The 24,704-nt window shown below is 47.1% G+C and carries 25 protein-coding genes; 8 read left to right on the top strand and 17 right to left on the bottom strand.

Features of this window, described 5'->3' with window-relative positions:
* Nucleotides 1-545 precede the first annotated feature (545 nt).
* Nucleotides 546-1,520 (top strand): YbaY family lipoprotein, encoded by a 975-nt coding sequence (locus U2F10_RS03500; protein ID WP_499870793.1) that lies wholly within the window; start codon nt 546-548, stop codon nt 1,518-1,520.
* A 241-nt stretch (nt 1,521-1,761) separates the two neighbouring features.
* On the opposite strand, the gene U2F10_RS03495 is transcribed toward U2F10_RS03500, so the two are convergent.
* The 7 genes from U2F10_RS03495 to U2F10_RS03465 form a co-directional block, all read right to left on the bottom strand.
* Complete coding sequence (locus U2F10_RS03495; RefSeq protein WP_499058963.1) at nt 1,762-3,408, bottom strand: BamA/TamA family outer membrane protein; 1,647 nt, start codon at nt 3,406-3,408, stop codon at nt 1,762-1,764.
* Between the two features lie 282 nt (nt 3,409-3,690).
* Entirely contained in the window at nt 3,691-4,056 is a 366-nt protein-coding gene (locus tag U2F10_RS03490; RefSeq protein WP_163660427.1) for a cyclic nucleotide-binding domain-containing protein, read from the bottom strand.
* 181 nt (nt 4,057-4,237) lie between these two features.
* Nucleotides 4,238-4,495 (bottom strand): hypothetical protein, encoded by a 258-nt coding sequence (locus U2F10_RS03485; protein WP_499866263.1) that lies wholly within the window; start codon nt 4,493-4,495, stop codon nt 4,238-4,240.
* Nucleotides 4,496-4,768: 273 nt separating this feature from the next.
* Nucleotides 4,769-5,425 carry a peroxiredoxin-like family protein gene (locus tag U2F10_RS03480; protein ID WP_499870791.1) on the bottom strand — a complete coding sequence of 219 codons (657 nt, stop codon included), beginning with the start codon at nt 5,423-5,425 and terminating at the stop codon, nt 4,769-4,771.
* 133 nt (nt 5,426-5,558) lie between these two features.
* Nucleotides 5,559-6,140 (bottom strand): TetR/AcrR family transcriptional regulator, encoded by a 582-nt coding sequence (locus U2F10_RS03475; protein WP_163695925.1) that lies wholly within the window; start codon nt 6,138-6,140, stop codon nt 5,559-5,561.
* Nucleotides 6,141-6,286: 146 nt separating this feature from the next.
* Entirely contained in the window at nt 6,287-7,465 is a 1,179-nt protein-coding gene (locus tag U2F10_RS03470; protein ID WP_499870789.1) for a diaminopropionate ammonia-lyase, read from the bottom strand.
* Nucleotides 7,466-7,627: 162 nt separating this feature from the next.
* A complete protein-coding gene (locus U2F10_RS03465) occupies nt 7,628-8,887 on the bottom strand; it encodes an MFS transporter (RefSeq protein WP_499870788.1) in 1,260 nt (419 codons plus the stop codon).
* 239 nt (nt 8,888-9,126) lie between these two features.
* Between U2F10_RS03465 and U2F10_RS03460 the strand changes: the two genes are divergently transcribed.
* Nucleotides 9,127-9,708, top strand: coding sequence for a helix-turn-helix transcriptional regulator (locus tag U2F10_RS03460; protein WP_250565594.1), 582 nt, complete (start codon nt 9,127-9,129; stop codon nt 9,706-9,708).
* Nucleotides 9,709-10,157: 449 nt separating this feature from the next.
* Here U2F10_RS03460 and U2F10_RS03455 read toward each other — a convergent pair whose 3' ends face one another.
* Together U2F10_RS03455 and U2F10_RS03450 are read right to left on the bottom strand one after the other, a co-directional pair.
* Entirely contained in the window at nt 10,158-10,454 is a 297-nt protein-coding gene (locus U2F10_RS03455) for a hypothetical protein (protein WP_163695933.1), read from the bottom strand.
* Nucleotides 10,455-10,545: 91 nt separating this feature from the next.
* Nucleotides 10,546-12,720 carry a glutamine synthetase III family protein gene (locus U2F10_RS03450; protein ID WP_499870786.1) on the bottom strand — a complete coding sequence of 725 codons (2,175 nt, stop codon included), beginning with the start codon at nt 12,718-12,720 and terminating at the stop codon, nt 10,546-10,548.
* A 177-nt stretch (nt 12,721-12,897) separates the two neighbouring features.
* Between U2F10_RS03450 and U2F10_RS03445 the strand changes: the two genes are divergently transcribed.
* Nucleotides 12,898-13,419 carry a GNAT family N-acetyltransferase gene (locus U2F10_RS03445; RefSeq protein ID WP_499870784.1) on the top strand — a complete coding sequence of 174 codons (522 nt, stop codon included), beginning with the start codon at nt 12,898-12,900 and terminating at the stop codon, nt 13,417-13,419.
* Here U2F10_RS03445 and U2F10_RS03440 read toward each other — a convergent pair.
* Together U2F10_RS03440 and U2F10_RS03435 are read right to left on the bottom strand one after the other, a co-directional pair.
* Entirely contained in the window at nt 13,416-14,579 is a 1,164-nt protein-coding gene (locus tag U2F10_RS03440; protein WP_499870783.1) for an FAD binding domain-containing protein, read from the bottom strand. The two genes, U2F10_RS03445 and U2F10_RS03440, sit on opposite strands and share 4 nt — an antisense overlap.
* The gene (locus U2F10_RS03435; RefSeq protein ID WP_499870781.1) at nt 14,576-15,223 is read right to left on the bottom strand and encodes a DsbA family oxidoreductase; all 648 of its coding nucleotides are present in this window, start codon (nt 15,221-15,223) and stop codon (nt 14,576-14,578) included. The genes U2F10_RS03440 and U2F10_RS03435 overlap by 4 nt, the downstream gene beginning before the upstream one ends.
* 128 nt (nt 15,224-15,351) lie before the next feature.
* Between U2F10_RS03435 and U2F10_RS03430 the strand changes: the two genes are divergently transcribed.
* From U2F10_RS03430 to U2F10_RS03420, 3 genes are all read left to right on the top strand, one after another.
* Nucleotides 15,352-16,254 carry a LysR family transcriptional regulator gene (locus U2F10_RS03430; RefSeq protein WP_499870779.1) on the top strand — a complete coding sequence of 301 codons (903 nt, stop codon included), beginning with the start codon at nt 15,352-15,354 and terminating at the stop codon, nt 16,252-16,254.
* A gap of 79 nt (nt 16,255-16,333) precedes the next feature.
* Nucleotides 16,334-17,038: a DUF4184 family protein gene (locus tag U2F10_RS03425; RefSeq protein ID WP_499870777.1), complete on the top strand. Its 705-nt coding sequence runs from the start codon at nt 16,334-16,336 to the stop codon at nt 17,036-17,038.
* A 77-nt stretch (nt 17,039-17,115) separates the two neighbouring features.
* Entirely contained in the window at nt 17,116-18,132 is a 1,017-nt protein-coding gene (locus U2F10_RS03420) for a DJ-1/PfpI family protein (RefSeq protein ID WP_499870776.1), read from the top strand.
* Between the two features lie 137 nt (nt 18,133-18,269).
* Here the strand turns inward: U2F10_RS03420 and U2F10_RS03415 are convergent, their stop codons facing one another.
* The 3 genes from U2F10_RS03415 to trpB all read right to left on the bottom strand — a co-directional run bounded on the left by U2F10_RS03415 (nt 18,270) and on the right by trpB (nt 21,576).
* Entirely contained in the window at nt 18,270-18,722 is a 453-nt protein-coding gene (locus U2F10_RS03415) for a phosphate-starvation-inducible PsiE family protein (RefSeq protein WP_006513708.1), read from the bottom strand.
* Between the two features lie 621 nt (nt 18,723-19,343).
* Nucleotides 19,344-20,117, bottom strand: coding sequence for a tryptophan synthase subunit alpha (gene trpA / locus U2F10_RS03410; RefSeq protein WP_499870775.1), 774 nt, complete (start codon nt 20,115-20,117; stop codon nt 19,344-19,346).
* Nucleotides 20,118-20,328: 211 nt separating this feature from the next.
* Nucleotides 20,329-21,576: a tryptophan synthase subunit beta gene (trpB, locus tag U2F10_RS03405; protein WP_499870774.1), complete on the bottom strand. Its 1,248-nt coding sequence runs from the start codon at nt 21,574-21,576 to the stop codon at nt 20,329-20,331.
* 103 nt (nt 21,577-21,679) lie between these two features.
* Here trpB and U2F10_RS03400 point away from each other — a divergent pair, with 103 nt between their 5' ends.
* The gene (locus tag U2F10_RS03400) at nt 21,680-22,552 is read left to right on the top strand and encodes a LysR family transcriptional regulator (protein ID WP_499870773.1); all 873 of its coding nucleotides are present in this window, start codon (nt 21,680-21,682) and stop codon (nt 22,550-22,552) included.
* A gap of 9 nt (nt 22,553-22,561) precedes the next feature.
* On the opposite strand, the gene U2F10_RS03395 is transcribed toward U2F10_RS03400, so the two are convergent.
* Nucleotides 22,562-23,167, bottom strand: coding sequence for a TetR/AcrR family transcriptional regulator (locus U2F10_RS03395; RefSeq protein ID WP_499870771.1), 606 nt, complete (start codon nt 23,165-23,167; stop codon nt 22,562-22,564).
* A 71-nt stretch (nt 23,168-23,238) separates the two neighbouring features.
* On the opposite strand from U2F10_RS03395, the gene U2F10_RS03390 reads away from it, so the two are divergent.
* The gene (locus tag U2F10_RS03390) at nt 23,239-23,961 is read left to right on the top strand and encodes a GNAT family N-acetyltransferase (protein ID WP_499870770.1); all 723 of its coding nucleotides are present in this window, start codon (nt 23,239-23,241) and stop codon (nt 23,959-23,961) included.
* Between the two features lie 2 nt (nt 23,962-23,963).
* On the opposite strand, the gene U2F10_RS03385 is transcribed toward U2F10_RS03390, so the two are convergent.
* Nucleotides 23,964-24,317: an LptA/OstA family protein gene (locus U2F10_RS03385; protein WP_499058994.1), complete on the bottom strand. Its 354-nt coding sequence runs from the start codon at nt 24,315-24,317 to the stop codon at nt 23,964-23,966.
* 67 nt (nt 24,318-24,384) lie between these two features.
* Nucleotides 24,385-24,675 carry a putative quinol monooxygenase gene (locus U2F10_RS03380; RefSeq protein WP_499870768.1) on the bottom strand — a complete coding sequence of 97 codons (291 nt, stop codon included), beginning with the start codon at nt 24,673-24,675 and terminating at the stop codon, nt 24,385-24,387.
* Between the last annotated feature and the right edge of the window lie 29 nt (nt 24,676-24,704).

Below are 24,704 nucleotides of genomic sequence, written 5' to 3'. Positions count from 1 at the left end.
TCCCTATAAAAACCTTAAAACCATTGCTATAAAAGCCCTTAATCATACATAGACTCCTATTTATTGCAACGATAGACAAGCAAAACTATTGCACGCTATACCCTATAAGACTAGAGAAAAACATGCTTTTTCCAAAGCAAGAATCGATCTCAGTCAACAGACTGCAAGCAACTTATCCTATTTTTATACAACTCACATTCTGGCCATGGCCAGGTGTATAAAAAGTATAAATAAGTTGATGTTTTGATGTCAGAAATGACCGTTATTGCAATTAATAACGGCTTCAATTCATAACATGAGAAAACTCATATTTTTAACATGTAATATGAGAGGATTCACAAGATTACCCTTCATTTAAATAACAAATAGTCAAATCGTAAATTCACTAGTATAGCTGTTGTTTTCTGTGGCTATATAGGGGGACAGTTAACGATTTAGCCTATGGTATAAACTTACAGATTCAGTGAGATAGATAATTAAGTCTGGCCCCACGATCGTCCTAAAAACTGAACAATTTATTGGTGAGTATCTATATGGGAGAAACAATGACAGTCTTAAGAAAATTTGGCTATGGGATAATTGTTGGAGCTACTGCCGCCGTTGCCCTCACCGATAAACCAGCGGTTGCGAAAGAGATGACAATGATTCTGTGCGAAACCAGCGGTACGGCAGTGAGGGTTTATGAGAACAATGACCAGGTGCTGATGCGCGCCTATAACCGTGAGCTCAATCAGGTTTGGCTTAATGACGCGCTAACGGATATTAATGTGGTACCCAACGGCATTGAATATGCTAATCAGCAAGGGCGATCAACCCTACGCCTGACCGTTGATACGGGTGCAGGAGACTGTGCGGTGCAAACTGAAGATCAGTCTGAAGGAGGTACTATTCATGCTGGTTCCATCATCGGTACGGTGAACTACCTGGCACGCATGGGGTTGGAACCTGGTTCTGTTGTTAAAACAATGCTAGTGGATCTCGACAGTGACGCCATTGTTGCCGAGAACACCGTTGTGACGACTGGTCAACAGGTGCCAATTCCATTTCACCTATCCTATGATCCAAACAATCTTACAGCCAGTCATCAATATGGCCTTACGGCCCAAATTCTAGTTCAAGATGAGGTGCGTTGGCAAACGGTCGGTGATGGTCTGTTAATGACCCAGGGGTTTCCCTCGGCTGTTGCCCTGACGGTTGAACCGGTTGAAGAGACTGCTTTAGATGGAGCTACGGATAAACCCGTTGAACCCGCAGAGGCCGATGGACAGTTGCCTGATGCGATCGCAACTGCCGTGACAACAACCCTCAGCCAGGAGTTAAGAACGGCTTCACCCCAAATCAGTCGCTACAGTCGTGAAACCTGGTCTGACGGCTGTCTAGGCTTGGGTGGTCCCGCTGAAGGCTGTCTGGCTGCATTAACTGAAGGTTGGGAAGTAGAAGTGATTGACACGGCCACAGGTCAAAGTTATATCTACCGCACCAACAGCGATGGCACACAAGTGCGACGAGACGATGGGTGATAGTCACCCATGGGGTACACACATCTCGGAAGGGAGTTCACAATCCTGCATTCCCCCCCTTAATCCCCCAAACTCTGGTTCTCCCCCTTACCAAGGGGGAGTTAGAGGGGGTTACAGCCGCAAACGCTAGTTTCCAATACTTGTGTGTACATGGCAGGCGTTACTCCCAGAAAAGCACCAGGGCACCTGCAACAGATGCCCTGGCCATGAAACTATTTCAATGTCTCGATCTGATGGTTCTCTAGAACCGATCGCCAATATTAAAAATCACCTCGGAATCGCCTTCATCATTGATGCCAAACTCCAGACGCACTGCGCCAATGGATGTCAAAGCCCTGATACCAAGACCATAGCCAAAGCCATCACCGGGTTTGTCCCGTGCCTCTGCGGGTTCACCAATAACATCATCACCACTGCCTAAATCACTGGCATAGTCAAAAAAGAAGGTTCCTCCAACATCGACATCATCGTCGAATGCATTAAAGGAAAACATGGGAAAACGATATTCGGCGGTGGCTTGAACAAAACTCTCCCCTGTGCCAATCTCACCGGAGCTATAGCCTCGTACAGAGCTAGACCCACCCAGGCTAAATGCATCATAGGGAGGCGTATCCCCAAGGATAGTACCCCCTTGAACATTAAGCACTAACGTGCGGGGACCCTCTGTAAAACCAAAAAGATTTAAAGGCAAAAACTGAGTATAGTTTGCACTGAGGCGGGTAAATAGGATATCCGCGTCCCCGATGGGAATGGATTGGTCTGCCCCAACCAAGAGTCTAGAACCCTTGGTTGGATTTTTGGAACTATTGCGACGGTCAATTACACCCGAAAAATTGACTGTTAACAGATCATCTTGACCATCATCGCTGACGGTGAGATCGTTACCCAACTCATCTTCGGAGGCGATATCATCCGAAAACGCATCCTCTCGCACAGAAATGCGCTGATAAGAAATACCTAAAGCCGCATCAAAATCAGACGCTAGAGGACGAAAATACTCAACGCCACCACCCAAGCGATGCACCCAAGGTTCATCACCGCTGGGTGTTTCCACTTCTCTGTCGCCTCCCGTAAATTCAGGCTCCACACCCCGCTGGTTGGCGAAGTTGATGCCGTAACCTGAACCATTTTTGAGAAATTGCCTAAAATCGACATCCACACCCAAGGTGTTTTCACCACCTTCCACACCTAAAGTCAGGGCTTGATTATTGCCACCTATGTTTGTAAACCCCAAACGAGCCCCAGCGGAGAAACCTCTAGCGCTATTAGAGGAAGCGTTGACGACAGCAGGTCGCGAGGGACCTTGCAGTGCAGTGGGTCGTGGCAGGGTATTGCCAAAGCTAAAGAAGAAAGAATCTCGCTCATCCACTGTCACCACCATCACCACTTGATCATCAGCGGCAGGTTCGAGGGTCAAGGATGCCTGTTTAATGATGAACATCTCATCAACTCGCTCTAACCCCTCTAGGGCAAGATCAGAGTCATAAACATCACCTGAGTGCAGGTCAAACTCTCGGGTAATAATTTCGTCCTTAGTATTGCCCTCAATAGGTTCACCGTCTCCATTCACAAAGCGAACCTGAATGTCTGAAATGACCTCTCCATTGCTGCTTGGTACGGTCAGGTCATTATTTTTGAGGCTAATGGCTGAATGGGGAGTTGCTTCTAGATGTTCTTCCTGGTCTTGGGCCGCCATCAGGCTGGAGGTGTCGAGTTCAGTCAATTCCTGAGAACTGACAAGGGATTCCTCAGCTTGAAGCGACGTATTGGTTTGTGCCCAGCCAGGAAACGTCAGCAGCAGGGAACTACTGGTAACGCTTAACGGTATTAATAAGACCCATCCATGCTGCTGAAGAAGATAGGATGCCGACAACAGTTTTATTTCCATAAACTTTAGGATGGCTTTACTTGGTTTTAATAATCAATACAAGCGTTAACTATTCGATTTTAATGGAATATCCGTTGAACTCAAAAAAATCTGTCAATTGCTTCACCCTAGATACTAGAAAAGTGCTGCAAAGCTTAATAGGGCAAACAAACCGCACATCTTAAAGCTTCGTTTAAGACTGTTTCTAATACTACTTCACACAAGCACATTAAACTCTGTAATGCTTGCTACATAGCCAGAATCGTATTAATTACTTAACTTATTGGCAATACCGCTCTGCTATTACGCCTCTATAGCTTTGATGTTCATCTGATGCAGGCGTTCGGCCATCATTGCCATCATGTCAAAGGCAAAATTTGGAGTTTGCTCCACTAGAAATCGAAACCGCTCTTGACTAATGGGAATCAGCTGGCAGATTGTTTTTGCGATCGCACTGGCAAAATGGGGGCGATTTTCTAGAATCGCCATTTCTCCAAGGATCGTTTTAGGACCAAGGGTAACCATATTTTCACCGTCCCGCTGAATGACAACTTCCCCCTCAATCAGCACATACAGGGTCTCACTGACTTGATCTTGTTCAAAGATAATGTCTCCAGCGTTAACAGTAACAAAGTCTGCAGGGTGAATAAACAAATTCAGAGTTTCCATAGTGCTGCTGCGATCCCAGAAGATTGTGACTGTTGTATGTGCAGGGCCGGTTGTTGGTCTTGATTATAGATCACAATAGTACAGTGCTGGGTGGGCCTGCGATCTCATGTCTTTTTGTCACCCTGGTCAATATCCCTGGGGTGTCAATCTAGGCTGAATTCGCGATGGCTGGTAAAGAGAGCTAATAAAATAGTCTTGAGTCTTGTTTGGAAGCATTGAACAGATAAGATTCAAGGTCGTCTTCTGCGGGCTTCTCGTTTTGCTTCTTGTCAATCAGGAACTGACGGCGACGACCGGGCGGTAGTACTTGATATTCACCGTAGGTTTTGCTGAACTTCCAAAACTTATGCAAAAACGTTTTTAACGCTGACTGTGGGTAAGTATATGCCGATACCGCATCAATTTCAGAAGAATAGTGAATTATTATAAACCAAACCATGATAGCGTTCTCTAAAGTGTTTGTTGTCTTGATTTTAGGAAACCCAAACAAAGACAACAAACACTAAGATCGATAGGATCTATACAAAAGATCTATGCAAACGATCGATAAACTCTAATGCATCTGCGGATGCTTAGGGGGCATTATTATTAATGCCCCCTAAGGCGCTTGCGTTAAATCACCCCGTTACCCCACCACTCATCACCCATCGACAGCCCCAACCGGGGTCTTTAGTTTTGTGTAGTCCCTTAAGCATCCGCAACAACCAATGGATCAAAGGGCTTTCACCGCAGCTAACACCTCCGTCGGCTCAGCCCGAAGCGTGTAGTCAGCATTCGCATAGGCATAGCGAATCGTACCCATTGAGTCCACAACATAGGTCGCTGGCACAGGCAACTCATAGCTGTCATCACCATTGTGCGCTGGAATATCAATGCCGAACCCCTTATAGAGGGGCTGCAAAGATGCATCTAGGGTAAAGACCAAACCATAATCACGGGCCACTCGATTACCCACATCGCTCAGCACAGGAAAACTCAATGCATGCTTTTCCTGCATTGTCAGTGAACTATCTGGCAACTCCGGTGAGATCGCCACCACCTGTGCCCCCAACTGTTGAAATTCGGGCAAAGACTGTTGATATGCGCGAATTTCCAGGTTGCAGTATGGGCACCACTCACCACGATAAAAATTTAACACCACTGGGCCGTTCGCCAATAGGGCACTGAGTTTAATCTGTTTACCAGTTGGATCAGGCAGTTCAAAATCTGGGGCTTGGGCCCCCACCGGCAAACTGTTATTGACAATGCCGGACTGCTCTAAATCAGACGTTGCTTTAGCCATTGTCTCAACAGTCTCTTGAGGGGCTTGCCCCAAAAAGCCAGTTTGAAAATCTTTAAGCTGTGAGGCAAGAGAAGATTGAGTCGTCATAATGAGTCTCCTTGAATGGGTAAAGGTCAACACCATTGCCGATCCCTGCCAACAATGACAGTTCAACAATCACAAAAGACAGGAACCAATTGGTCAACAAAAGGGCAAAAAAATGGCCATAATCAGAACACGGCTAAATCAGCAGCTTCAGCAACGTCTCCACTTGCTGTTGAAGTGCATCAACAGCGACAGCGCATTTCGAGCGATTTACTAAACCCTGAAGCAAATTCAGCACTAATAAACTCAACTCTTCCGCTGGAATGTCAGCCCGAAATTCACCTAGGGATTGCCCTTTTGCGATCGCTCGTGTCAGCATCAATTGCACATGGCACAAATGCTCATCTAATAGCGTTTTTACCGCCTCGTCGTGGGGCGCTAACTCCACCAAAGAATTCAGCATAAAGCATCCCCGCCGCGTCTGATCATTTCCCCGTAGAGAAACAATCACTTGCAGCCAACCGGAAACCCCAGCCCTGGGAGAAATGGGATCATCCAAGTACTGACGGCTCAAATCATTGCTTTGATCTAAGTACCGGCGCAAGGCCAACATAAACAACGAGTGTTTATCTTTGAAGGCCTTATAGATACTGCCCTTTTGCAAGCCCGTAGCCGCCATCAAATCTACCAGAGACGTTGCCTCGTAGCCGCGCAGCCAAAATGTTTGCATTGCAGCATCTAAAACAGCATCTGTGTCAAATTCTCGCAAGCGAGCCATGGTCGGACTGATGTTCTAACTACCAATGATTATAGCAAATTAAAAACCAAACGGTCAACAATCATCTCAATCCTATGGAAGTCATAGGATTGAGCAAAATTCAGGTGGCAAAACATTAGGTCTTGGCCTCAACTATTAATCGAGCTTTAGCGCCAAACAATATCTCGATATACCTCCGGATCAGTATCTCCCTCGGTGGAGAACAATAGCACTTTTGATGCGGACGTTACATTTAGCGCTTGCTTAATGTCAAGAAAGTCGGTATTTGAAAGAATTTCAAACAGCGCACCCAGGGTAACGGCCCCTGATTCTCCAGATATTATGCGCTGATCGCCTGCTAAGGGGTTGCCCAGAACCTTCATTCCCCTGCGAGCCACATCATCGGAACACATTAGAAATCCACTGGTCGCTGACTTTAATAGGGGCCATCCTAGGTGACTGGGTTCTCCACAGGCCAGGCCTGCCATAATAGTGGGTAAATCCCCTTGAACTCTAAAAAGTTTATTGTGGGTCTTTGATGCAAACAGGCAGGGAGCACCCTGGGGCTCTACAACAACAAATTTGGGCATAGGACGGTCAGATAAACCACACAGACGCGCCAGGATACCCGCAGCTAAAGACCCTACCCCTGCCTGTACAAAGACATGGGTGGGCCAGATATCTGGCTGCTGCTGGCAATATTCAGTGATTAAGGTACTGTAACCTTGCATGATATGGGTGGGTACTGCTTCGTATCCTTCCCAAGAGGTGTCCTGTAGAAGTATCCAGCCTTCTGCCTGGGCCTTTTGAGCGGCATGGAGCACTGTGTCATCGTAATTCATCGTTGTGATGGATGCGTCAGCTCCATATTTTCTGATGGCGTCTAATCGTGCTTGAGAAGCACCTTTTGGCAGATATACAACAGATTTACAGCCCAATAAGTTTGCTGACCAGGCGACCGCCCTGCCGTGATTGCCGTCGGTGGCGGTGACAAAAGTAATCTGCTCGTATTTGGATTTTTCGGCAACTATATGACTAAAGGTCAATTCATCCTTGTTGAGCTTTAGTATTTTACCTAGGTATTTTGCGATCCCATAGCTCGCTCCCAGCACCTTAAAGGCATTTAGATCAAAGCGTTGACTTTCATCTTTGACAAGAATTTCGCTAATCCCCAGGCGACTAGCAAGTTTGGACAGCCTGACCAGGGGGGTTGGGGTGTAATTAGGGAGACTGCTATGAAATGTATTGACATGGTTAGCCGTTTCCCCATTGACAAATGCAAATAACGTTGGCTCAGGTATCTGGGTTATGCGTTGCACCTGGTAAGCAATGGCATCCTTATTCATGGCTAGTCATTTAATAATCTTGCCCATAGGATAACTGTCACACTCCCATAAGCTGATTGGTGCCAGAAAGATTTTGGTACTGTCACACTCCCATAAGCTGATTGGTGCCAGAAAGATTTTGGTTTGGCTAACCGAACAACCCGATACGTAGCAATATTTTTCCTAGAGATTTGAAGACGATTTAATAGAATCAGTGTGTGCTTGAAACTTTTCAAGTTGTTTTAGGATGAGTCCCCCAATCAGGGTACTAAAGGCAGCCGTTATCCATAATCCACGGGCAATGTCTTGATTTTGGTCCAGGGTCCATCCTCCGATCAAGGGGCCAACCAAATACCCAACAGTCCAACACTGGGCATTCAAGGAGAGATATATACCCAGGGATTCTTTAGGGGCGAGTTCCGTGACTAAAGCGACTGAGAATGGATTGTAGGTGACATTTGCGATCGCTAATACCACCACTACCATCACCATCAGCACCCCCTGTCCCCCAACAGATATGCCCACAAACCAGACTAAGAGAAAACCCATCCCCCACAACAGCATGGATATCATCAAAACAGAAACCCGCCGGTAGGGTTGCATGGCACGAACGATGGGTAACTGGAACAGAGCCGCTATCAGCACATAGCCAGAAAACAAAATACCCACATTTTCTGGAGCCGTACTGGAAGCATTGTGAACAAAGTTAGTAAAGTAAAGCGGCATGGTGCTTTCCATCAGGTTGACATAGGTGGTAAACAAAATATTGGCTGCTGCAAATACCAAGAAAACAGGATTTAGTAGCGCTTTACGCCAGGCATTGCGGCCTGGCGTTTCTTCGAAAGAGTGTGTGCGATCTCGCTTATCTTTAAACACAATTGCCAACACCCCCAGAAAGAGTGCAAAGGTGATGCCATCGGCAATAAACAAATGCTGATACGAATTGTCCATCGTCAAAAGCAATCCCCCCAGAACAATTCCTAAGCCTGAACCGAGAGAATCAGCTAAGCCAGAAACAGCAAAGGCCTCTTCGCGCTGATGATTATTGGAATTATCGGTAATCGCTGCCCCTGAGGCAGGCCAATAGAGACTATCGCCTAACCCCATCAGCACATTTGCCACAATGAGCAACGGGAAACCATGGGCCAACAAAAATACACCATCCGCCCCGATAGAAATTAAACAAGAAAGTAACAGCGTACGACGACGTCCCCAAAACAGAGAGTCTGTCATCGCCCCTGCCAGAAAATAGCCCCCGGCACTAGCCATGGCTGCACTACTCAGACCAATACCCACCTGGGTGGGGGATAGCCCCACCTGATTGACGAAGTAGATGGGCTCGTAAAACAACACAGCCCCCGATCCAACCTGCGAAAGAAAGCGCCCCATGACGAGTATCCAAATCTGTGGATTGAGTCGGGGCAACCAGGAGAATGTACCCATAAAGCCTCCATCGTCGACCGCTGGACCGACTTTCTAAAGTTTTTCCTTTATAAAGTACTCTAGCCACCCAGCTCGACTTTGTAAAGAAAGTTCTTTAGAATGTAGCCATGCCCCCAAAACAACCCAAAAAAAAGCGAAGCAAAAAAAATGAGCCCCGGCGGTCGCGGCAGTTGCGGCAGTCGCGGCAGTCGCGGCAGTCGCGGCGGGCCATTATTCAGTTGCTAAAGCAGTCGGGAGCCATGGATGCCCATGCCATTGCTGAGCAGCTGGGTATTTCGGCCATGGCAGTCAGGCAACATCTCTATGCACTTCAGGATGAGCAGTTAATTGACTATGAAGAAGAATCACGCCCCATGGGGCGTCCGGCAAAGCTCTGGCATTTAACGGCGGCAGCCGATCGCTTTTTTCCTGAAGGCTATGCCGAATTAACCCTGAGTCTGATTCACTCGGTGACTGAAGCGTTTGGGGCAGATGGGTTAGAGCGGTTACTGGATATTCGCACTCGTGAACAGCTGGGGGCTTATCTGGCGCAGATGGATGGGCAAGATTCCTGGCAGGACCGATTGGAAACCTTGGCAGATATTCGTACCCGTGAGGGGTATATGGCTAATGTGCTGCCTCAAGATGATGGCTCAATGCTACTGGTGGAAAACCACTGCCCTATCTGTGCAGCGGCAGAAGCCTGTACTGGATTATGTGATCGAGAACTGGAAATCTTTCAAACTGTTCTAGGCGTGGATGTGAAACGGACGGAACACATTTTGTCGGGGGCGAGGCGATGTGCCTATCGGGTTGTGTTGGATGAGAACCAAGACCAGTAGAAAAGTCTGTGCCATGGGTTAGTGGGTACGGACAAGTATCATTTTGGGAAATGCCCAGCTACCAAGGGTGCTAGATGATTCTTGCAAGCAATCAGGATCTACATAGTGGCAAGTAGTGCTATTTTGACAGATCAAAGTCCACCCGGATTGATCAATGTCAACCAACCGATAGGTTGTATCTTGCACAAAATAACCTTGTTGTTTTTTGAACATAAATATGCCTAAATTCGTAAAGGTTGAAGACCTCCAGCACGTTAAGGTCCCCAGTAATATCCATCTGTGGCAAGTATTGGAGGGTAAACGGAAAAGTTTGACAAACAGCCAAACCATGAAAACCATGGAATCCCGGATGGGATTTATAGAGAGGTCGTTCTGGGATGATTGGCTAAAAAAATATAATGGAAAGCTTCCTAACGGCTTCTATTGGATCGATCACCAAGCTCAAACCTTTAATGTAGTTCTAAGTAATACTTGGCATGCTGCTGCGTATCAGTTAGAACAAAAAGGCGTTGTTTTTTCGGGATCATAACGGCCTTGGTGGCAGCCTGAAAAGAAAAAGAAAATCCGTTTTCTTGAAAATGCTTTAATAACCAGGTGGTTGCTGTTTGGAGTTTAGGAGTATTGTCATTGGTAATCTCCAGCAAGGTTTGGATTAATGCTGCATCGGGTGAAAGTCGTACAGCAAGAGTTTCGAGAGTATCTGTGTGTTGACTATCAAATTTTTCGAGTTCTGTAACAATATCCATGGCAATTATTAGCATTAAACCACATAAAAAAAGAGGCAAGGTACCCTCCTTGCCTCAAAAATAAACCACACCCGGCGACTACAGAACAAACTTACTTGATAAACAGCATCTCCTGATAAGTCGGCAAAGGCCAGCATTCATCAGCGATTTCGCCTTCTAGCGTATCCGCATACTCGCGCACGTCATCCATCAACGGACGCAAGGTGGACGCACAGTAGCTCATGTGTGCATGGGTGCTGCTAAAGTCATGTTTCTCCAGGGCCTCACTCAACTGCGTAACCTTGGTTACCATCGCATTGGTTAACTCTGCTATTTTTTGAGCAGTCCCTTTTTCAAGGGAAACGCCCAGATTCTCTAAGCTTGAAATAGTCGATGACAGCTTAGACAAATACTCAACAGCTGCTGGGTAAATCTTGGTTTTGGTCATATCGACCACTAATTTAGATTCCACCTCAATCGAGAGAATATATTGCTCGGCATACACCTGAAAACGACTTTCTAACTCAATGGGGGTGAGTACCCCTGTTTTCTGGAACAGATCTCTAATATACTCTTCTTGCAGTATGGGCAGCGCATCGGCAGTAGTCGGTAAGTTGGCTAGCCCCCGCTCTTCAACCGCCATTTTGTGCCACTCTTCAGAATAGCCATTGCCACCAAAAACAACTACGTCATGCTGTTCCATAATCTCTTTGAGCACAGTCAGAATGGCGGTGTTGAGTTCTGCCCCTCCAGTGAGTTCAGCTTCCAGTCGATTCCCCACCCAGGCTAGGGAATCGGCCAGCATCGTATTCAGAACAATTAAAGGGCCTGCCACTGACTGACTTGACCCTACGGCACGAAACTCAAAGCGGTTGCCGGTAAAGGCAAAGGGAGAGGTGCGGTTGCGATCGCCAGCATCTTTAGTCAAATACGGCAGCACATCCACCCCCAAATCCATTAACCCTTTCTTTTTGGAGTCGCTAATGGAGCCAGTTTTGATTTGATCAAAAACTTCTTCAAGCTGGGTGCCTAAATACACAGACATAATCGCTGGTGGCGCTTCGTTTGCCCCTAAACGGTGGTCGTTGCTGGCCGTTGCGATCGCAGCTCGCATCAACGGTCCATACTTGTGCACACCTCGAATCACAGCACCGCAGAACACCAAAAACTGAGTATTATCGTGGGGAGAGTCACCGGGATCAAGCAAGTTACCCTGGGTAGCGTTACTAACGGACCAGTTGACGTGCTTACCAGAGCCATTAATACCGGCAAAGGGTTTCTCATGGAGTAAGCACACAAAGCCATGTTTTTTCGCAGTGTGACGCAGCACCGTCATAATCATCTGCTGGTGATCGCTAGCCACATTTGCCGCTTCAAAGTATGGTGCAATTTCAAACTGTCCTGGTGCCACTTCGTTATGGCGAGTTTTAGCAGGAATGCCTAACTTGTAAAGGATTTCCTCCACATCCTGCATAAACACCTGCACCCGTTCTGGAATCGCACCAAAATAGTGGTCGTCAAATTCCTGTCCTTTGGCAGGGGCTTTACCAAACAGGGTCCGCCCAGCTAAGAGAAGATCAGGTCGCAGGCTTGCGAAATTAGCGTCCACTAAAAAGTATTCTTGTTCAGCCCCACAGCTGGAGTTGACGTGAGAAACTTCGGCATTTCCCAGGAGTTTCAAAACCTTCTGAGCCGCTTTGTCCATAGCTGCGATAGAGCGCAAAAGCGGTACCTTTTTATCCAGGGCCTCTCCAGTCCAAGAGACAAATACGGTGGGAATGCACAATGTAGCGCCGTTGTCCGTATCGATAATGTAGGCTGGACTAGTCACATCCCAGGCGGTATAGCCTCGGGCTTCAAAGGTGCCACGAATACCACCATTGGGAAACGAAGATCCATCTGGCTCACCCTGGAATAATAACTTACCGGAAAATTCTGAAATGACCGTACCGTCACCCTGGGGCGCGATGAAACCGTCATGCTTTTCAGCCGTTAGATTAGTCATGGGATAGAACACGTGGGCATAGTAGAGTGCCCCTTTAGAAATCGCCCAGTCTTTCATTGCATTGGCGACAGCGTCAGCAATGGAGAGATCTAGTTTTTCTCCAGTAACAATTGTCTTTTTGATTGACTTAAATACGGCCTTAGGCAGAGTGGCCTTCATTTTGGGTAGATTAAAAACATTCTCTGCCCACATTTCTTCAAGACTGGCTGGTGTTTTGGGGGGCAGTGGCTCCCAATGGATAATTTGGTTAATGGCTTGAATCCGACCTGCATTTCCACTCATAATCACTTTTTTAGGGACCAACTGTCTGATGGTACTGAACGCCCCACATAGAAGTAAATAGCAGACATATTAATGGCAAGAAACGCGGGATATTAAAGCGTTACCGATATTCTCAATGGGACAGCTTCCCGCCTTGCTAATGTGGTTATATCTGTCATTAGTGACGAGGAGCCTCCAGTGCGATTTGTTTCATGTACCTATGATGCACATGCCGATGCCATCTTAGCCATCCTCAACGATGCGATTGTCAATTCAACAGCGCTCTATGACTATAAACCCCGCACGTTAGAAAATATGGTCCACTGGTTTGCAGCAAAACAGAACGGTAATTTTCCAGTCATTGGTGCAGTTGACGACAATGATTTTTTGTTGGGTTTTGCCAGCTATGGCACATTTCGCGCCTGGCCCGCTTTCAAATACTCAGTGGAGCATTCTATCTATGTCCATGGGGAGCATCGCGGTCAAGGGATTGGCTATGCCCTGATGCAACAGCTGATCGCAGCGGCTATTGAGCAGCAGTACCATGTGATGGTGGGTGGCATTGATGTTGAGAATCCTGGCAGCATCGCTCTTCACAAAAAACTGGGATTTACCCACGCAGGCACCATTAAACAGGCAGGCTTTAAGTTCAATCGCTGGCTGGATTTAGCGTTTTATCAGCTGTTACTGGAAACACCGCTCCATCCTATTGATGGCTAATGCCCATGCTGGGGAAGAAATCGACCTAGACCATGGGTAAACTGCGACCGTCTGCCTAGAAACTGTCCATGTTGGCTCAGCCGTTCTGCGTCGACTAGCTGCCCTGGTTCCCAAGTCTTTAGAGCAGAGACAATATCGTGGTTGTGGATTCTGAGATTGTCGGCAAGTGCGATCGCATTTGCCGCCGCTTTAGACGTACCCGCCGCCGTATGGGGTCGCACAATAAATGCGGCATCCCCCAGCAGGATCACCCGACCAAATGCCATCTGTGGCACGTCGAGATCCAAAATTGCCTGTACAAACGGCTCGCGGGTTGCGGCCACCAGCTTTTGCATGGGTGGGGCCAGCACCTGTTCAGCATAGGCCCGCATCTCCTGTTCTACAGCAGGAGCCAACAGCCCTGGCGGAATCGAATGATCACGTCGCCTGCCGTCTGTATCCGTCAGAAGGCGAGGTAATTCTGTTGTCTCATCGTAATTGACATACCAGACCCAATTAAAACGACGCTCTCCTGGCACCAGAGATTCATCCTCCCCTGGAATCACATATTGCAAAATGTGAGAATTAGGCAACTGAAAAAACACAAACCGTTCTGTCAGCAGTGCTGCCGTATCTGGGTCAAGATCAGCTTCATTCACCAAGCCGCGATAGGCCACATAGCCCGCATAGCGATAGTTGGCATCCGGCAATAACAGAGACCGCACCGTAGAGCCAGGACCATCGGCACCGATCAGCAAATCGCCTGGGGCTGAGGTGCCATCGGCAAACTGAGCTGTGACAGAGTCTGACGTTTGTTGGATATCCGTCAGTTGTTTCCTCAGATGATAGTGTTCTGCTGGAAACTGTCGCTGCATGAGACCATACAAACGATTCCAGGAGGTTAGCGTTTGTCGAGTTCCCATGCGCTGAGCCACATTTCCCTGGGGGGCTAGATAGTAGCGCTCGTGGGCAACCACCCCCAGGTCATCCAGAGAAATGCCTGTCCGTCGAAAAGCCTCTAGCACTTGAGGCTGCATCACAATGCCACCACCGCGACTATTGAGAGTTTGGGCAGAGCGTTCATAGATGTCGACAGTCCAACCAATCGACCGTAAAAGCAACCCTGTAAACAGTCCCCCTAAGGATCCGCCGATAACAATGGCATGGCCGTTACTGTTCATGATTTTATGCCCTCTAAATCTTGGGCCGTTTGTAGCGCCGAGAGAAACACATCCACGGGTTGTCCGCCTACCCATACAGCGCCACCAATTTGCATTGTTGGCACACTTTGAATACCTTGAGCAATTGCCTGTTGTTTGGAGTCCCGTATTTCTGAAATACCCTCATCAGATAAGAGAAACGCGTTCACCTGGTCACCGTTGAGACCAACCTCAGTAGCCAGTGCTGAGAGCGTTTCAATATCGCCAATGTCTTCTCCCTCAGTAAAATATGCCTGCAAAATTCTTTCTGCCATATCTGTGGCTTTACCCTCGTTTGCCGCTAATTCAGTCAGACGATGGGCATTGAGTGTATTGGGTGTCTTTTGCATCAGGTCATAGCGGAATTCAACACCATTGGCCATGCCCGCTTGAATGGTTTGGGCATCTAACTGTTGTGAATAGGCCCAACTGCCAAATTTGTTAGTGCGATAAGCCCGACGATCCATGCCCGTTGCAGGCATATCTGGATTTAACTCGAACGGATGCCATACCCACTGAATGTCAACAGGTGCTTCTAGCTGGGCAATTGCCTGTTGCAAATTGTGATGGGCAATTAAACACCAGGGACAAATAAAGTCCGATGTAATTTCAATCGTCAATGTCATGGTTGCCTCCTAAAACTGGGTTCCAACTTGCGACATTTCAATCGTAATTCCATTCAGAAAAAATGATAATATAGCCGCCATGCCAAGTACTTTTGCAAAAAACGCAAAACTGAAGGAGCTTAATGGCCATGGATCAATTTGCGGCCATGCGGTCATTTGTCAAAGTTGTTGACGTGGGCGGCTTTTCGGAAGCCTCAAGACAGCTCAATCTGGCAGTGTCTTCTGTAACCCGTCAGGTAAATGGTCTTGAGACGTTGCTGAATACTCAGCTGCTGAATCGGTCTACTCGCAGCATTACCCTGACACCCCAAGGGCGACAGTATTACGAAAAAGCAGCCAGAATCTTGCAGGATGTGGCTGAAGCCAATGCCTGTGTGATGGAAGGAGAGGACATGCCACGGGGAGTCTTGCGAGTGAGTATGCCAGTGGCCTTTGGTCGGCTCCATATTGCTCCGCTGCTGCATAAATTTCTAGAGCAATACCCTGAGGTAAAGCTGGAACTACGCCTGAGCGATGGCTTAGCCAATTTAGTCGAAGACGACCTGGATATGGTGATTCGTCTCGGTAACCTGGAACGCTCGGGGGCCACATTAATTATTCGCAAGCTCGCGGATTACAGTCGCGTAGTGTGTGGCAGCCCCAGCTATTTTAAGCGTTATGGTTATCCTGCACATCCCAATGATTTAGTCCACCACAACTGTCTGTTATTTACCTACAGCACAGGTGCAACCCGATGGCGATTTTTGCATCATGCCGAGACGTGTGAGGTCAATGTGCGGGGCTCTGTTGTTGCCAATAATTCAGAAGTGTTGCGACAGATTTGTTTAGATGGTGTTGGTTTGATGTTGATGCCCACCTGGTTAATTGATGAAGACCTTCGCTGCGGACGCTTGCAAGCCGTCCTGACAGATTTTCAAGTGCATCCCCAAGCGGGCATGGATAGGGGAGTGTATGCCCTCTATTTACCGAATCGTCGATATTCTTTGCGAGTGCAAACCTTTGTGGACTTTCTCGTAGAGCATCTGAAATAATTCCCCCCATTAACGGTAGCCACCATCAGCTCAAAGTTGTTATAACGCCAGAATAGAAAACGAAAACGTCCACTTACCAATGCCCTATACGCCAGCCCATACAATCGTCGCAGCCCCTCTGTGGTATCTGTCCCAAAAGCGATTGCCGTTGCCACCACTCATTATTGGCTGTATGGCTCCAGACCTGCCATATTTCCTCTATCTAAATCCCATTTATTCCCCCGGCCACAGCATCAGTGGGCTGATTACCCATGCCGTGCCCCAAGGTTTGCTTGCCCTTGGTTTATGGTATCTGTGGTTGGAGAAATCAACCCTCACACTGTTTGGTCTGGCACCATCTAAACGACAGGTTTCATTATCGTGGCTAGTGCTGGTTATTCTCAGTCTCTGGTTAGGAGCCGCTACCCATTCGTTCCTAGATGCCACTAGCCACGAATGGGGGTGGTTTGTACAGCGATTTGCTGGCTTACGCTACCCGCTGGGCGGATTGCCCATATTCAAATGGATTCAATATGGCGGTGGTGCTATGGGTTTAACAGCTATCCTGAGCTGGTACTTGAGCGTTGCCAAAGTACCTAGCACAGCTAATCGCTCCGTGCAGGCTGGAGTCACTATTCTCAGCTTTTCAACTTTGAGCTTGATGGGTCTGGCTAACTGGGTACATCAGTCTCAGGATCTGCAGTCTTTTGCTATCAATTCGGCATCGGGGGCAATGTCAGGCTTTGTTGTTGGCCTATGCCTGTTTTCTGTTTTCTATCGAATACGTCGCTTAAGGGTTTCTTGACTACAATGGGCGTATAGGAGTTCGTTTTAACAGAGAACGTTGCGTTCCCCATAGTATTAATCTCAACAATCTCAGTCATGGACATGACATCTGGTATTCCTGCATATGCCCCAAGATTTAACCGAACAAAACCAGTTGTCGCCGTTGTTGCAGAGAATAGCTCTACCGAACTAACGGATTACGTTATCCCCTATGGGGTTCTGGCCGAGTCTGGCGTTGCACAAGTGTTAGCGATCGCAACCCAAGCAGGGCCGATCCAAATGCTGCCTGCCCTTAAGCTACAGCCACAGGCCACAATTGCAGAGTTTGACTCACAATTTCCAGAGGGAGCTGACTATGTTATTGTTCCTGCCGTTATTCGCAGAAAAGATCCAACTTTACTCGGGTGGGTCAATGCCCAGGCCAAGAAAGGTGCAACTATCGTAGGGGTATGCGATGGTGTTTGGGTGTTAGCCAATGCGGGTCTGCTTAATGGTCGCAAAAGCGTATGCCATTGGTTCTCGTATAACAGTCTTAAAAAGAAGTTTCCTCAAACTGAATGGCTACAGAATACGCGCTACATCGCCGATGGCAACATTATCACCACAACGGGAGTAACGGCATCGATTCCTGTGTCCGTGGCTTTAGTAGATGCGATCGCAGGCCATGGGAAAGCGGCCTTAGTTGCCCAGGCGATGGGTATTCAAAGCTGGGGAACAGAGCACCACAGCGAACAGTTTAAATTGAGTGCTAAAAGTATCTTCACGATTGTTGCCAACGGTCTTTCATTCTGGGCTCGTGAAGATATTGATATTCCGATCACTAAAGGTGTTGACGAAGTCGCCTTGTCACTGGTGGCTGACGCCTATTCACGCACGTATTGCTCTAAAGCATTCTCGCTACATACGTCTGATGCAGGTGTAACCACCAGGCGTGGCCTCATGATAGTCCCCGATAAAGTTCACGGCACAAACAAGACTGGCAGCCGAACTATTGAGGTACGCAGTGATCTCCCACCTGTCGCATCGCTGGACATCACTTTACAAGAGATTGAGACATTATATGGCACGAGCACTGCTGAAGTGGCTGCCTTACAGCTTGAATATCCTCATTGAATAGGCATCGACCTCTTGCTCAAACCGAAAGATTCGTAGCCGTCGATCAATGGCATTTTGGATAATTTCTCTGATATGGCTCATAGGGCTAGTTCTGACTCTAATCCTTGAGAAATCTAATAATATTGGCCTCTAGCTTAACGATGGATAGTGTGAATAATCCAGTAGCTTAGGGACAGGGATAGGATTGCGATCGCAAGACCGATCAAACTGATCCCCGACACTTTATCCAGGTCTAAAATAATAATTTTGCGAGCTACAGCAATGAGGGAAGTGACGATTACCAATTCAACCTGAACCACATGCTTTTTCAGGTAAGCCGTAATATTTTCAAGGATTTCGAGAGCAATTAATACACTTAGAAATAATCCAAAAATATCTTTAAGTGTGTCAACAAAAAATCCTTCAGGGCTAGGATTAAACAGGGCTGTCGCCAAAAACAGTATAAGGTCGACCATAATCACCATAATCACAATCAACATGGTGATTGAAAGCAATTTTGAGACGAGGGTTTCAAACTGATCGATCCCGGTTGAGAATCCCTCGTCACTAGAACGCCAGCGAATATATCGCTTAAACCGTTTCAACATTATTTTTTAGACTAAACGTTTTGAATAACTTAGTCTAAATCTCTGATGAAATCTTTGTATAACCGACTATTTGACCTAATACACCCATTTTCCAATCATTAAAGAGTAGTTCTAATTCAGCCCTTACCTATTAAACGCAAATTTAAGGAATGATAAGTTATCTTTTGACTTCCAAAGATTACGCTATAACAGAGAGACTGACAACACCCAAAAACCTTGCCATTGAGCAGGTTTCAATTATTCTATTCATAGATGAAAATCTATATTAATTTACTTGTAATTGACTTGAGTCTATCTAAAACGAAAATTATGATGAGCGATAATGAACTTTATGACTAAGTAGAGATGGACTCAGATCTGTATTTGTGCAAACGATTAAAGTTCTAGTCCATATGGTTAATGTTGTTTAGGCGGGGGCGGTATTCTTTGTTCAAGAATGCTGTTTAAGGCTATGATGCTGTGGCTATTTTTTGCCTTCTTCTCAGGACTTATCTTTGTTGATTACCAATTTAATGATTGGGAATCGGAGTCTTTGGATCAAACGACTCTAGCTGCCCGTAACGTCGATCCGTTGAATTAATCAATCGTTAGCATTAACAAAACCTTGGTCAGGATTTCAGATTAGCAATTCCTTAGGCCTTGAATAAAGTTTTGAAGTCCTATAGCTCCATGTTTTGCTAAACATTCAACAGCATGGGTGCCAACCACAGCGATATCTGCCTGGCCAGTTAATTTTTGCACGTCATCGGCAGACCGTATGCCAAACCCCACTGCCATGGGTAGTGAAGTGGTTGCTCTTACCTGACGTAAATATTGGTGAACCATTGTCGAGAACTGAGTCTGTCGACCGGTGACTCCTTTTCGTGCGACGCAGTAAATTAATCCGCTGGTGTCATGGGCGATCTGGTGTATGCGTGTCTGGCTGTTTTTTGGCGTAACTAGAAAGATTGTTGCCAATGCCTGGTCGCGACAGGCGTGAATATAATGTTCTGCTTGTTCGGGAGGTAAATCAGGAATAATGCATCCAGCAATTCCACCCTGGGCAGCAGTTTTGACAAAATCATCAATGCCATATTTAAACAGAATATTGACATAGGTCATGATCACAAAACGAGTTTGGGGATATTGTTGGGCAACCTCTGCTGCAAACTGAAAGCAATCGTGGATCGATGTCCCTGACTGAATAGCCGCATGATTAGCGGCTAACAGGATCGGCCCATCGGCAATGGGCTCAGAGAAGGGAAACTGGAGTTCGATCAGCTCAACGCCAGCCTGGACCAGGGCTGCTACGGCTTGGCGATTATCTTCCCAGGAGGGATAGCCCAATACGGTATGGGACATGAGTAAGATGTCTTTCTGTTGTCGTTGCTGACGGATAAATTCTTCGAGATGCATGGTTATGTGAAGGATAAGGCAAGGGAAAAGGGAAAAAGATCTGAAATCTATATCAAGAGATCGGCTGTGGGGCATAACTCCACGCAGAGTTCAAAAACCAGCACTAATTAGGGGCTGTTTTCAATATCTCCGATTTAAAGTGAATCATCTTGTAGGGGTGGTGCCTTGCGCCCACCCTGGGGCGTGGAGTGTTATCAATCAAGATTGCAGGTTAATCTTTAACTGCTCTTCGTCGTAAAAACCTGTGCCAATCAGGATCTTGCAACGCCTCGGCAATAGTAAAAATATCCTTATCCCCTCGGCCTGATTGATTAATGATGATGGCATCCTGAGATGTGTAATTAGCAGCCTCTTTAAAGGCCTGAACAAACCCATGGGCCGATTCTAGAGCAGGAATCAACCCCTCTTTTCGTAGGGTTAATTTCAAGGCCTCAATCACCTCAGCATCCAGGGCCGATGTCACGCGAATGCGTCCTATTTGAGCTAAATTAGCCAGAACAGGTGAAACACCCACATAATCTAATCCGGCGGCAACAGAATGGGTGTCTTGCATTTGGCCATCGGAGTTTTGTAGAAACTGAGTCTTATACCCTTGGGCAATGCCGATGGATGCCTGGGCACTGGCCAACCGAGCAGCATGGTGAGGTGTGTGGGTTCCCAGCCCTCCTGCTTCGACACCGATAAGTTCAACATCGGTGTCTTCTAGAAAACCGCTGAAGATACCGACAGCATTAGAGCCTCCGCCCACACAGGCATAGACGGCCTTTGGGAGCTGTTGGGTTTGGGAAAGGATTTGCGATCGCGCCTCCTGGCCAATCACCGACTGAAACCAGGCCACCATTTCCGGAAACGGATGGGGACCACAGACGGTACCTATCAGATAATGGGTGGTTGCCATATTTGCAGACCAATCTCGCAGCGCTTCATTCATGGCATCCTTGAGGGTTTGAGTCCCGCTAGTGACTGGCACAACCTGAGCCCCTAACTGTCGCATCCAAAACACGTTTGGATACTGTCGTTCAACATCCTCAGCGCCCATGTAAACGGTGCACTCTAAACCAAATTTTGCAGCCATGGTTGCAGTTGCCACCCCATGCTGTCCCGCTCCAGTTTCAGCAATAATGCGGTGTTTACCCATGCGCTGAGCTAACAACATTTGCCCCAGAACATTATTGAGTTTGTGGGACCCCGTATGATTTAGATCCTCACGCTTGATGTAGATCTTTGCCCCGCCAAAATAGTGGGTCAGTCCCTCAGCATAGGTGAGCGGTGTGGGCCGACAGGAGTAGTTAGATAAAATTGCCACATATTTCTCCCAGAACTCAGGGTTCTGTCGGGCCTCATGGTAAGCGACAGTTAACGACTCAAACGTTTCGTATAAAATCTCAGGAATAAATCGACCACCAAAGTCACCGTAATAGCCCTTTCGGCTTAACAGTGGGGAGGCAACAGTTATCATTTTTCTGCGTTCTAGCGTCTATAGCCACCCTATGGGCAGATTTTTAATATGTCCAATATTGATTAACTAGCAATACTATATTTTTGAGATATAGTATTGTCCTATGGAACTTCGACATCTGAGATATTTTCTGGCGGTGGCAGAGACCCTGAACTTCAGTCGTGCGGCTGAACAACTGAACATGGCTCAGCCCCCACTCAGTCAACAGATTCAAGCGTTAGAAAAGGAATTGGGTGTCAGGCTATTTGACCGCAATAAACGCCCATTGCAGCTCACCTATGCAGGGCAAGCGTTTCTGCCAGAGGTGAATGGGGTAATGGCTCAAGTGGAGCGTGCCAGGTATATTGCCCAACAAGCCAGTCGCGGTGAGGTGGGGCAACTGGCTATTGGGTTTAACAGTGCCGCCATGCAAACTGCTTTGCCAGAGCTTCTCAAAGCATTTAGACAACAGTTTCCCTTAGTCAATATCAGACTTTGTGAGCTGGACTCTCAGATACAGCTAGAACAGCTTAGCAACGGTCAAATTGATTGTGGTTTTCTGCACTTACAACAGCGAGAACAGTTTAACTATCACATACTGCTCAAGGAACCTTTAGTTGTGGCCTTGCCAGACTATCATCCGTTAGCAGAGCAACAGATTCTTGATCTCAATTTGTTAGTGGATGAAACATTTATTTTACCGCCACCAACCATGGGCCAAAGTTTCTACTACCAGGTCCTTAGTCTTTGTGAGACCCATGGGTTTACTCCCAAAGTTATTCAAGAAGCTAGATTGCTGCAAACGGTATTGGGGCTGGTGGTCAGCGGTATGGGAATTGCCCTGGTGCCAGAATCAATAAAAAAACTACAGCGCACGGGTGTGGTCTATCGACACTTGGAACATACGTTTGAGATTGAAACCCTACTTGCTTGGAGACAGGAAAGCCTATCTCCAGTGTTAGAACGTTTTCTCCATGTTGCCTTGAATGATTCATAAAACAGGCTATTATCCTGACAAGCTCTGTGACGACTCACCGGCCAATTGCCTGATTAGTTGTTCCAATGCATTGGCTGCGGACTCTAAACTGTGGTCCTTGTCTGGTTGGGAGGCAATCCACAATGCCGCATCGATCATTGCACCATTGAGGAGAACCGCCAGAGCCGTCGGATCAATATCGGGGAAAATGTTTCTAGTAATCAGATCAGCGATCGCATCCGTCAGGGGCACAATACTGCCCTGGGCATCGATATCACGCAGCCTCTGCCCCAACACGGCAGGAGCATCCTGGAAAACAATTCGCTGGATCTCCGGATCAAGGACAAAGGTCAAATACGAGCGACAGACCCTCACAAACGTATCCAGTGACGCATCATCCCCCGCCATAGCCAGGAGACGTTCAACCATTTCATCGTTGATCTCCTGCACAACGGCCTCAAACAAACCATCTTTACCACCAAAATTGTGGTATAGCGCGCCACGGGTAACGCCAGCGCTAGCGCAGAGCTTATCCATTGAAGTTGCAGCATAGCCAAGTTCAAAAAAGCTTTTTCGGGCTGCGGCCAGCAGCCGAGCAGAGGTCTCTGCTTTTTTTTGCGATCGCAAGTTTGCCATCAGCTTCCCCTACTTGACATACGAATCGTATGTGAGATATCACATACGTAAGGTAGGTTAAAAGAGGACCTATGAATACGCAACTAAATGACCCACTAAATAGCAATGATGTGGTGCGCTCAGCAGGTCTTCAAGATGTGTCTTTTCTTGCTCAGATTGATTTAGAAGCTACACGAGCGCCTTTTCAGCAGTCTTTTTGGGAAGACATCCTGGAACCGACAGGTACATCACCGTTGCAGTTTTTAGAATCGATGCTGCAGTGTGGCGCATCCCATTGGGGACAGATTCAGGATTTCTTAGTAATTGAGAGAAATGGTCAACCTGTGGCCGCCTGCGCAGTTTTTCGACCCGCTGATATCTCAGCGGCCCACAGTCCGCTAAATATCGATAAACTACCACAGATAGCGGAGAAACTTGGCTGGACCCCGTCCATAACTGAAGATTTTCGACAGGCTTATCTCAAAATTTGGGAAGGTGATCATAGTTTTCTTAAGCCCCAGGCCGACATGATTGTCGAAACTGTTGCGGTATTACCTGAGCATCGAGGGTTAGGTCTGGGCCATCGCCTCATGCAGGCTGCCTTCAAGCGTGCCCGTGAAGCAGGAGCCTCTTCTCTAGGGGTGATGGTAATTCGCGGTAATGAGCCAGCCCAGGCCCTATACGAAAAGTATTTTGAGCGGTTTGCCACCTTCTATCCCGCATTTTTTAACCATACGTTCTCCGGTGTGACCAAGTATCGAGCCACCCTGAATGCATCCAAGGAGAACACTAGTCACGGTAAGGGTAGTCACTAGTGTTATTCCCCCGAAGGACTACACTGGCCCGTTGTTAGCAGACAGACAATTTGATTATCTCTTAACACTTCCCCCTGCTGGGTGACTTGAGCATTGCCTACCAGGATCAGTCTTTGCTCAGTCATAAAAAACTGGCCTTGTTCAGCCGTTCCTTCAAGCTGATGACGGGGATATTCAAAGAGCACATTGCCACGCAGGTTAATGATATTCGCCTCTGGGTTGGTTTCTTGAACGTCAGCCTGCAGGGTAAGTGTGGCTCCTTTTGAGGATTGGGCATGGGCTGTCGCTGTAGACACAAGGCCGAAAGAAACTAAGGCGGCTGTGAGTAGTCTTAAGCGCTTGGTTTGTTTCATCATGGGTAGCTCCCGTTCAAAATAGTGAAGCACTTAGCGTAAAACAAGCTTGCCTTAGTCAGGTTATACCCTATATCTCCATCCGATCAAAATATTTAATGTTTGGTGGTGATTCAAGAAAATGGGCCAGTTTATGTAATACGCCATTTTGGGTGATGGCGTTGATATATCGTTGGTGATGTTCGATAGTGAGCCATTCTTCATCAAAAATCATCCGTTGAGTCTCTGAATCAAAGTAAACGGTCACTTGCAGGCATCCTGAGAAACCTCTGACATTCGGTAAGTTAGCTGCTAAGAATGGCGTCAATGTGTCCATACTTCCAGCTTTAACTGCGGACTCGATTAGCACTTTCGTACTCATGGTTCCTCTCCTGAGACATTAGAGATTAT

Source organism: Leptothoe sp. EHU-05/26/07-4 (genome assembly GCF_043421015.1).
Classification (GTDB): domain Bacteria; phylum Cyanobacteriota; class Cyanobacteriia; order Phormidesmidales; family Phormidesmidaceae; genus Leptothoe; species Leptothoe turfae.
The sequence above is the reverse complement of the archived record's forward strand: the minus strand, read 5'-3'. Positions and strand labels throughout refer to the sequence as shown.

Bases quoted from the DNA above. Each gene is read 5' to 3' on its own strand.
- U2F10_RS03500 (WP_499870793.1), top strand. From the start codon at position 546: ATGACAGTCTTAAGAAAATTTGGCTATGGGATAATTGTTGGAGCTACT.
- U2F10_RS03495 (WP_499058963.1), bottom strand. From the start codon at position 3,408: ATGGAAATAAAACTGTTGTCGGCATCCTATCTTCTTCAGCAGCATGGA.
- U2F10_RS03490 (WP_163660427.1), bottom strand. From the start codon at position 4,056: ATGGAAACTCTGAATTTGTTTATTCACCCTGCAGACTTTGTTACTGTT.
- U2F10_RS03485 (WP_499866263.1), bottom strand. From the start codon at position 4,495: ATGGTTTGGTTTATAATAATTCACTATTCTTCTGAAATTGATGCGGTA.
- U2F10_RS03480 (WP_499870791.1), bottom strand. From the start codon at position 5,425: ATGACGACTCAATCTTCTCTTGCCTCACAGCTTAAAGATTTTCAAACT.
- U2F10_RS03475 (WP_163695925.1), bottom strand. From the start codon at position 6,140: ATGGCTCGCTTGCGAGAATTTGACACAGATGCTGTTTTAGATGCTGCA.
- U2F10_RS03470 (WP_499870789.1), bottom strand. From the start codon at position 7,465: ATGAATAAGGATGCCATTGCTTACCAGGTGCAACGCATAACCCAGATA.
- U2F10_RS03465 (WP_499870788.1), bottom strand. From the start codon at position 8,887: ATGGGTACATTCTCCTGGTTGCCCCGACTCAATCCACAGATTTGGATA.
- U2F10_RS03460 (WP_250565594.1), top strand. From the start codon at position 9,127: ATGGATGCCCATGCCATTGCTGAGCAGCTGGGTATTTCGGCCATGGCA.
- U2F10_RS03455 (WP_163695933.1), bottom strand. From the start codon at position 10,454: ATGGATATTGTTACAGAACTCGAAAAATTTGATAGTCAACACACAGAT.
- U2F10_RS03450 (WP_499870786.1), bottom strand. From the start codon at position 12,720: ATGAGTGGAAATGCAGGTCGGATTCAAGCCATTAACCAAATTATCCAT.
- U2F10_RS03440 (WP_499870783.1), bottom strand. From the start codon at position 14,579: ATGAACAGTAACGGCCATGCCATTGTTATCGGCGGATCCTTAGGGGGA.
- U2F10_RS03435 (WP_499870781.1), bottom strand. From the start codon at position 15,223: ATGACATTGACGATTGAAATTACATCGGACTTTATTTGTCCCTGGTGT.
- U2F10_RS03430 (WP_499870779.1), top strand. From the start codon at position 15,352: ATGGATCAATTTGCGGCCATGCGGTCATTTGTCAAAGTTGTTGACGTG.
- U2F10_RS03425 (WP_499870777.1), top strand. From the start codon at position 16,334: ATGCCCTATACGCCAGCCCATACAATCGTCGCAGCCCCTCTGTGGTAT.
- U2F10_RS03420 (WP_499870776.1), top strand. From the start codon at position 17,116: ATGGACATGACATCTGGTATTCCTGCATATGCCCCAAGATTTAACCGA.
- U2F10_RS03415 (WP_006513708.1), bottom strand. From the start codon at position 18,722: ATGTTGAAACGGTTTAAGCGATATATTCGCTGGCGTTCTAGTGACGAG.
- trpA (WP_499870775.1), bottom strand. From the start codon at position 20,117: ATGCATCTCGAAGAATTTATCCGTCAGCAACGACAACAGAAAGACATC.
- trpB (WP_499870774.1), bottom strand. From the start codon at position 21,576: ATGATAACTGTTGCCTCCCCACTGTTAAGCCGAAAGGGCTATTACGGT.
- U2F10_RS03400 (WP_499870773.1), top strand. From the start codon at position 21,680: ATGGAACTTCGACATCTGAGATATTTTCTGGCGGTGGCAGAGACCCTG.
- U2F10_RS03395 (WP_499870771.1), bottom strand. From the start codon at position 23,167: ATGGCAAACTTGCGATCGCAAAAAAAAGCAGAGACCTCTGCTCGGCTG.
- U2F10_RS03390 (WP_499870770.1), top strand. From the start codon at position 23,239: ATGAATACGCAACTAAATGACCCACTAAATAGCAATGATGTGGTGCGC.
- U2F10_RS03385 (WP_499058994.1), bottom strand. From the start codon at position 24,317: ATGATGAAACAAACCAAGCGCTTAAGACTACTCACAGCCGCCTTAGTT.
- U2F10_RS03380 (WP_499870768.1), bottom strand. From the start codon at position 24,675: ATGAGTACGAAAGTGCTAATCGAGTCCGCAGTTAAAGCTGGAAGTATG.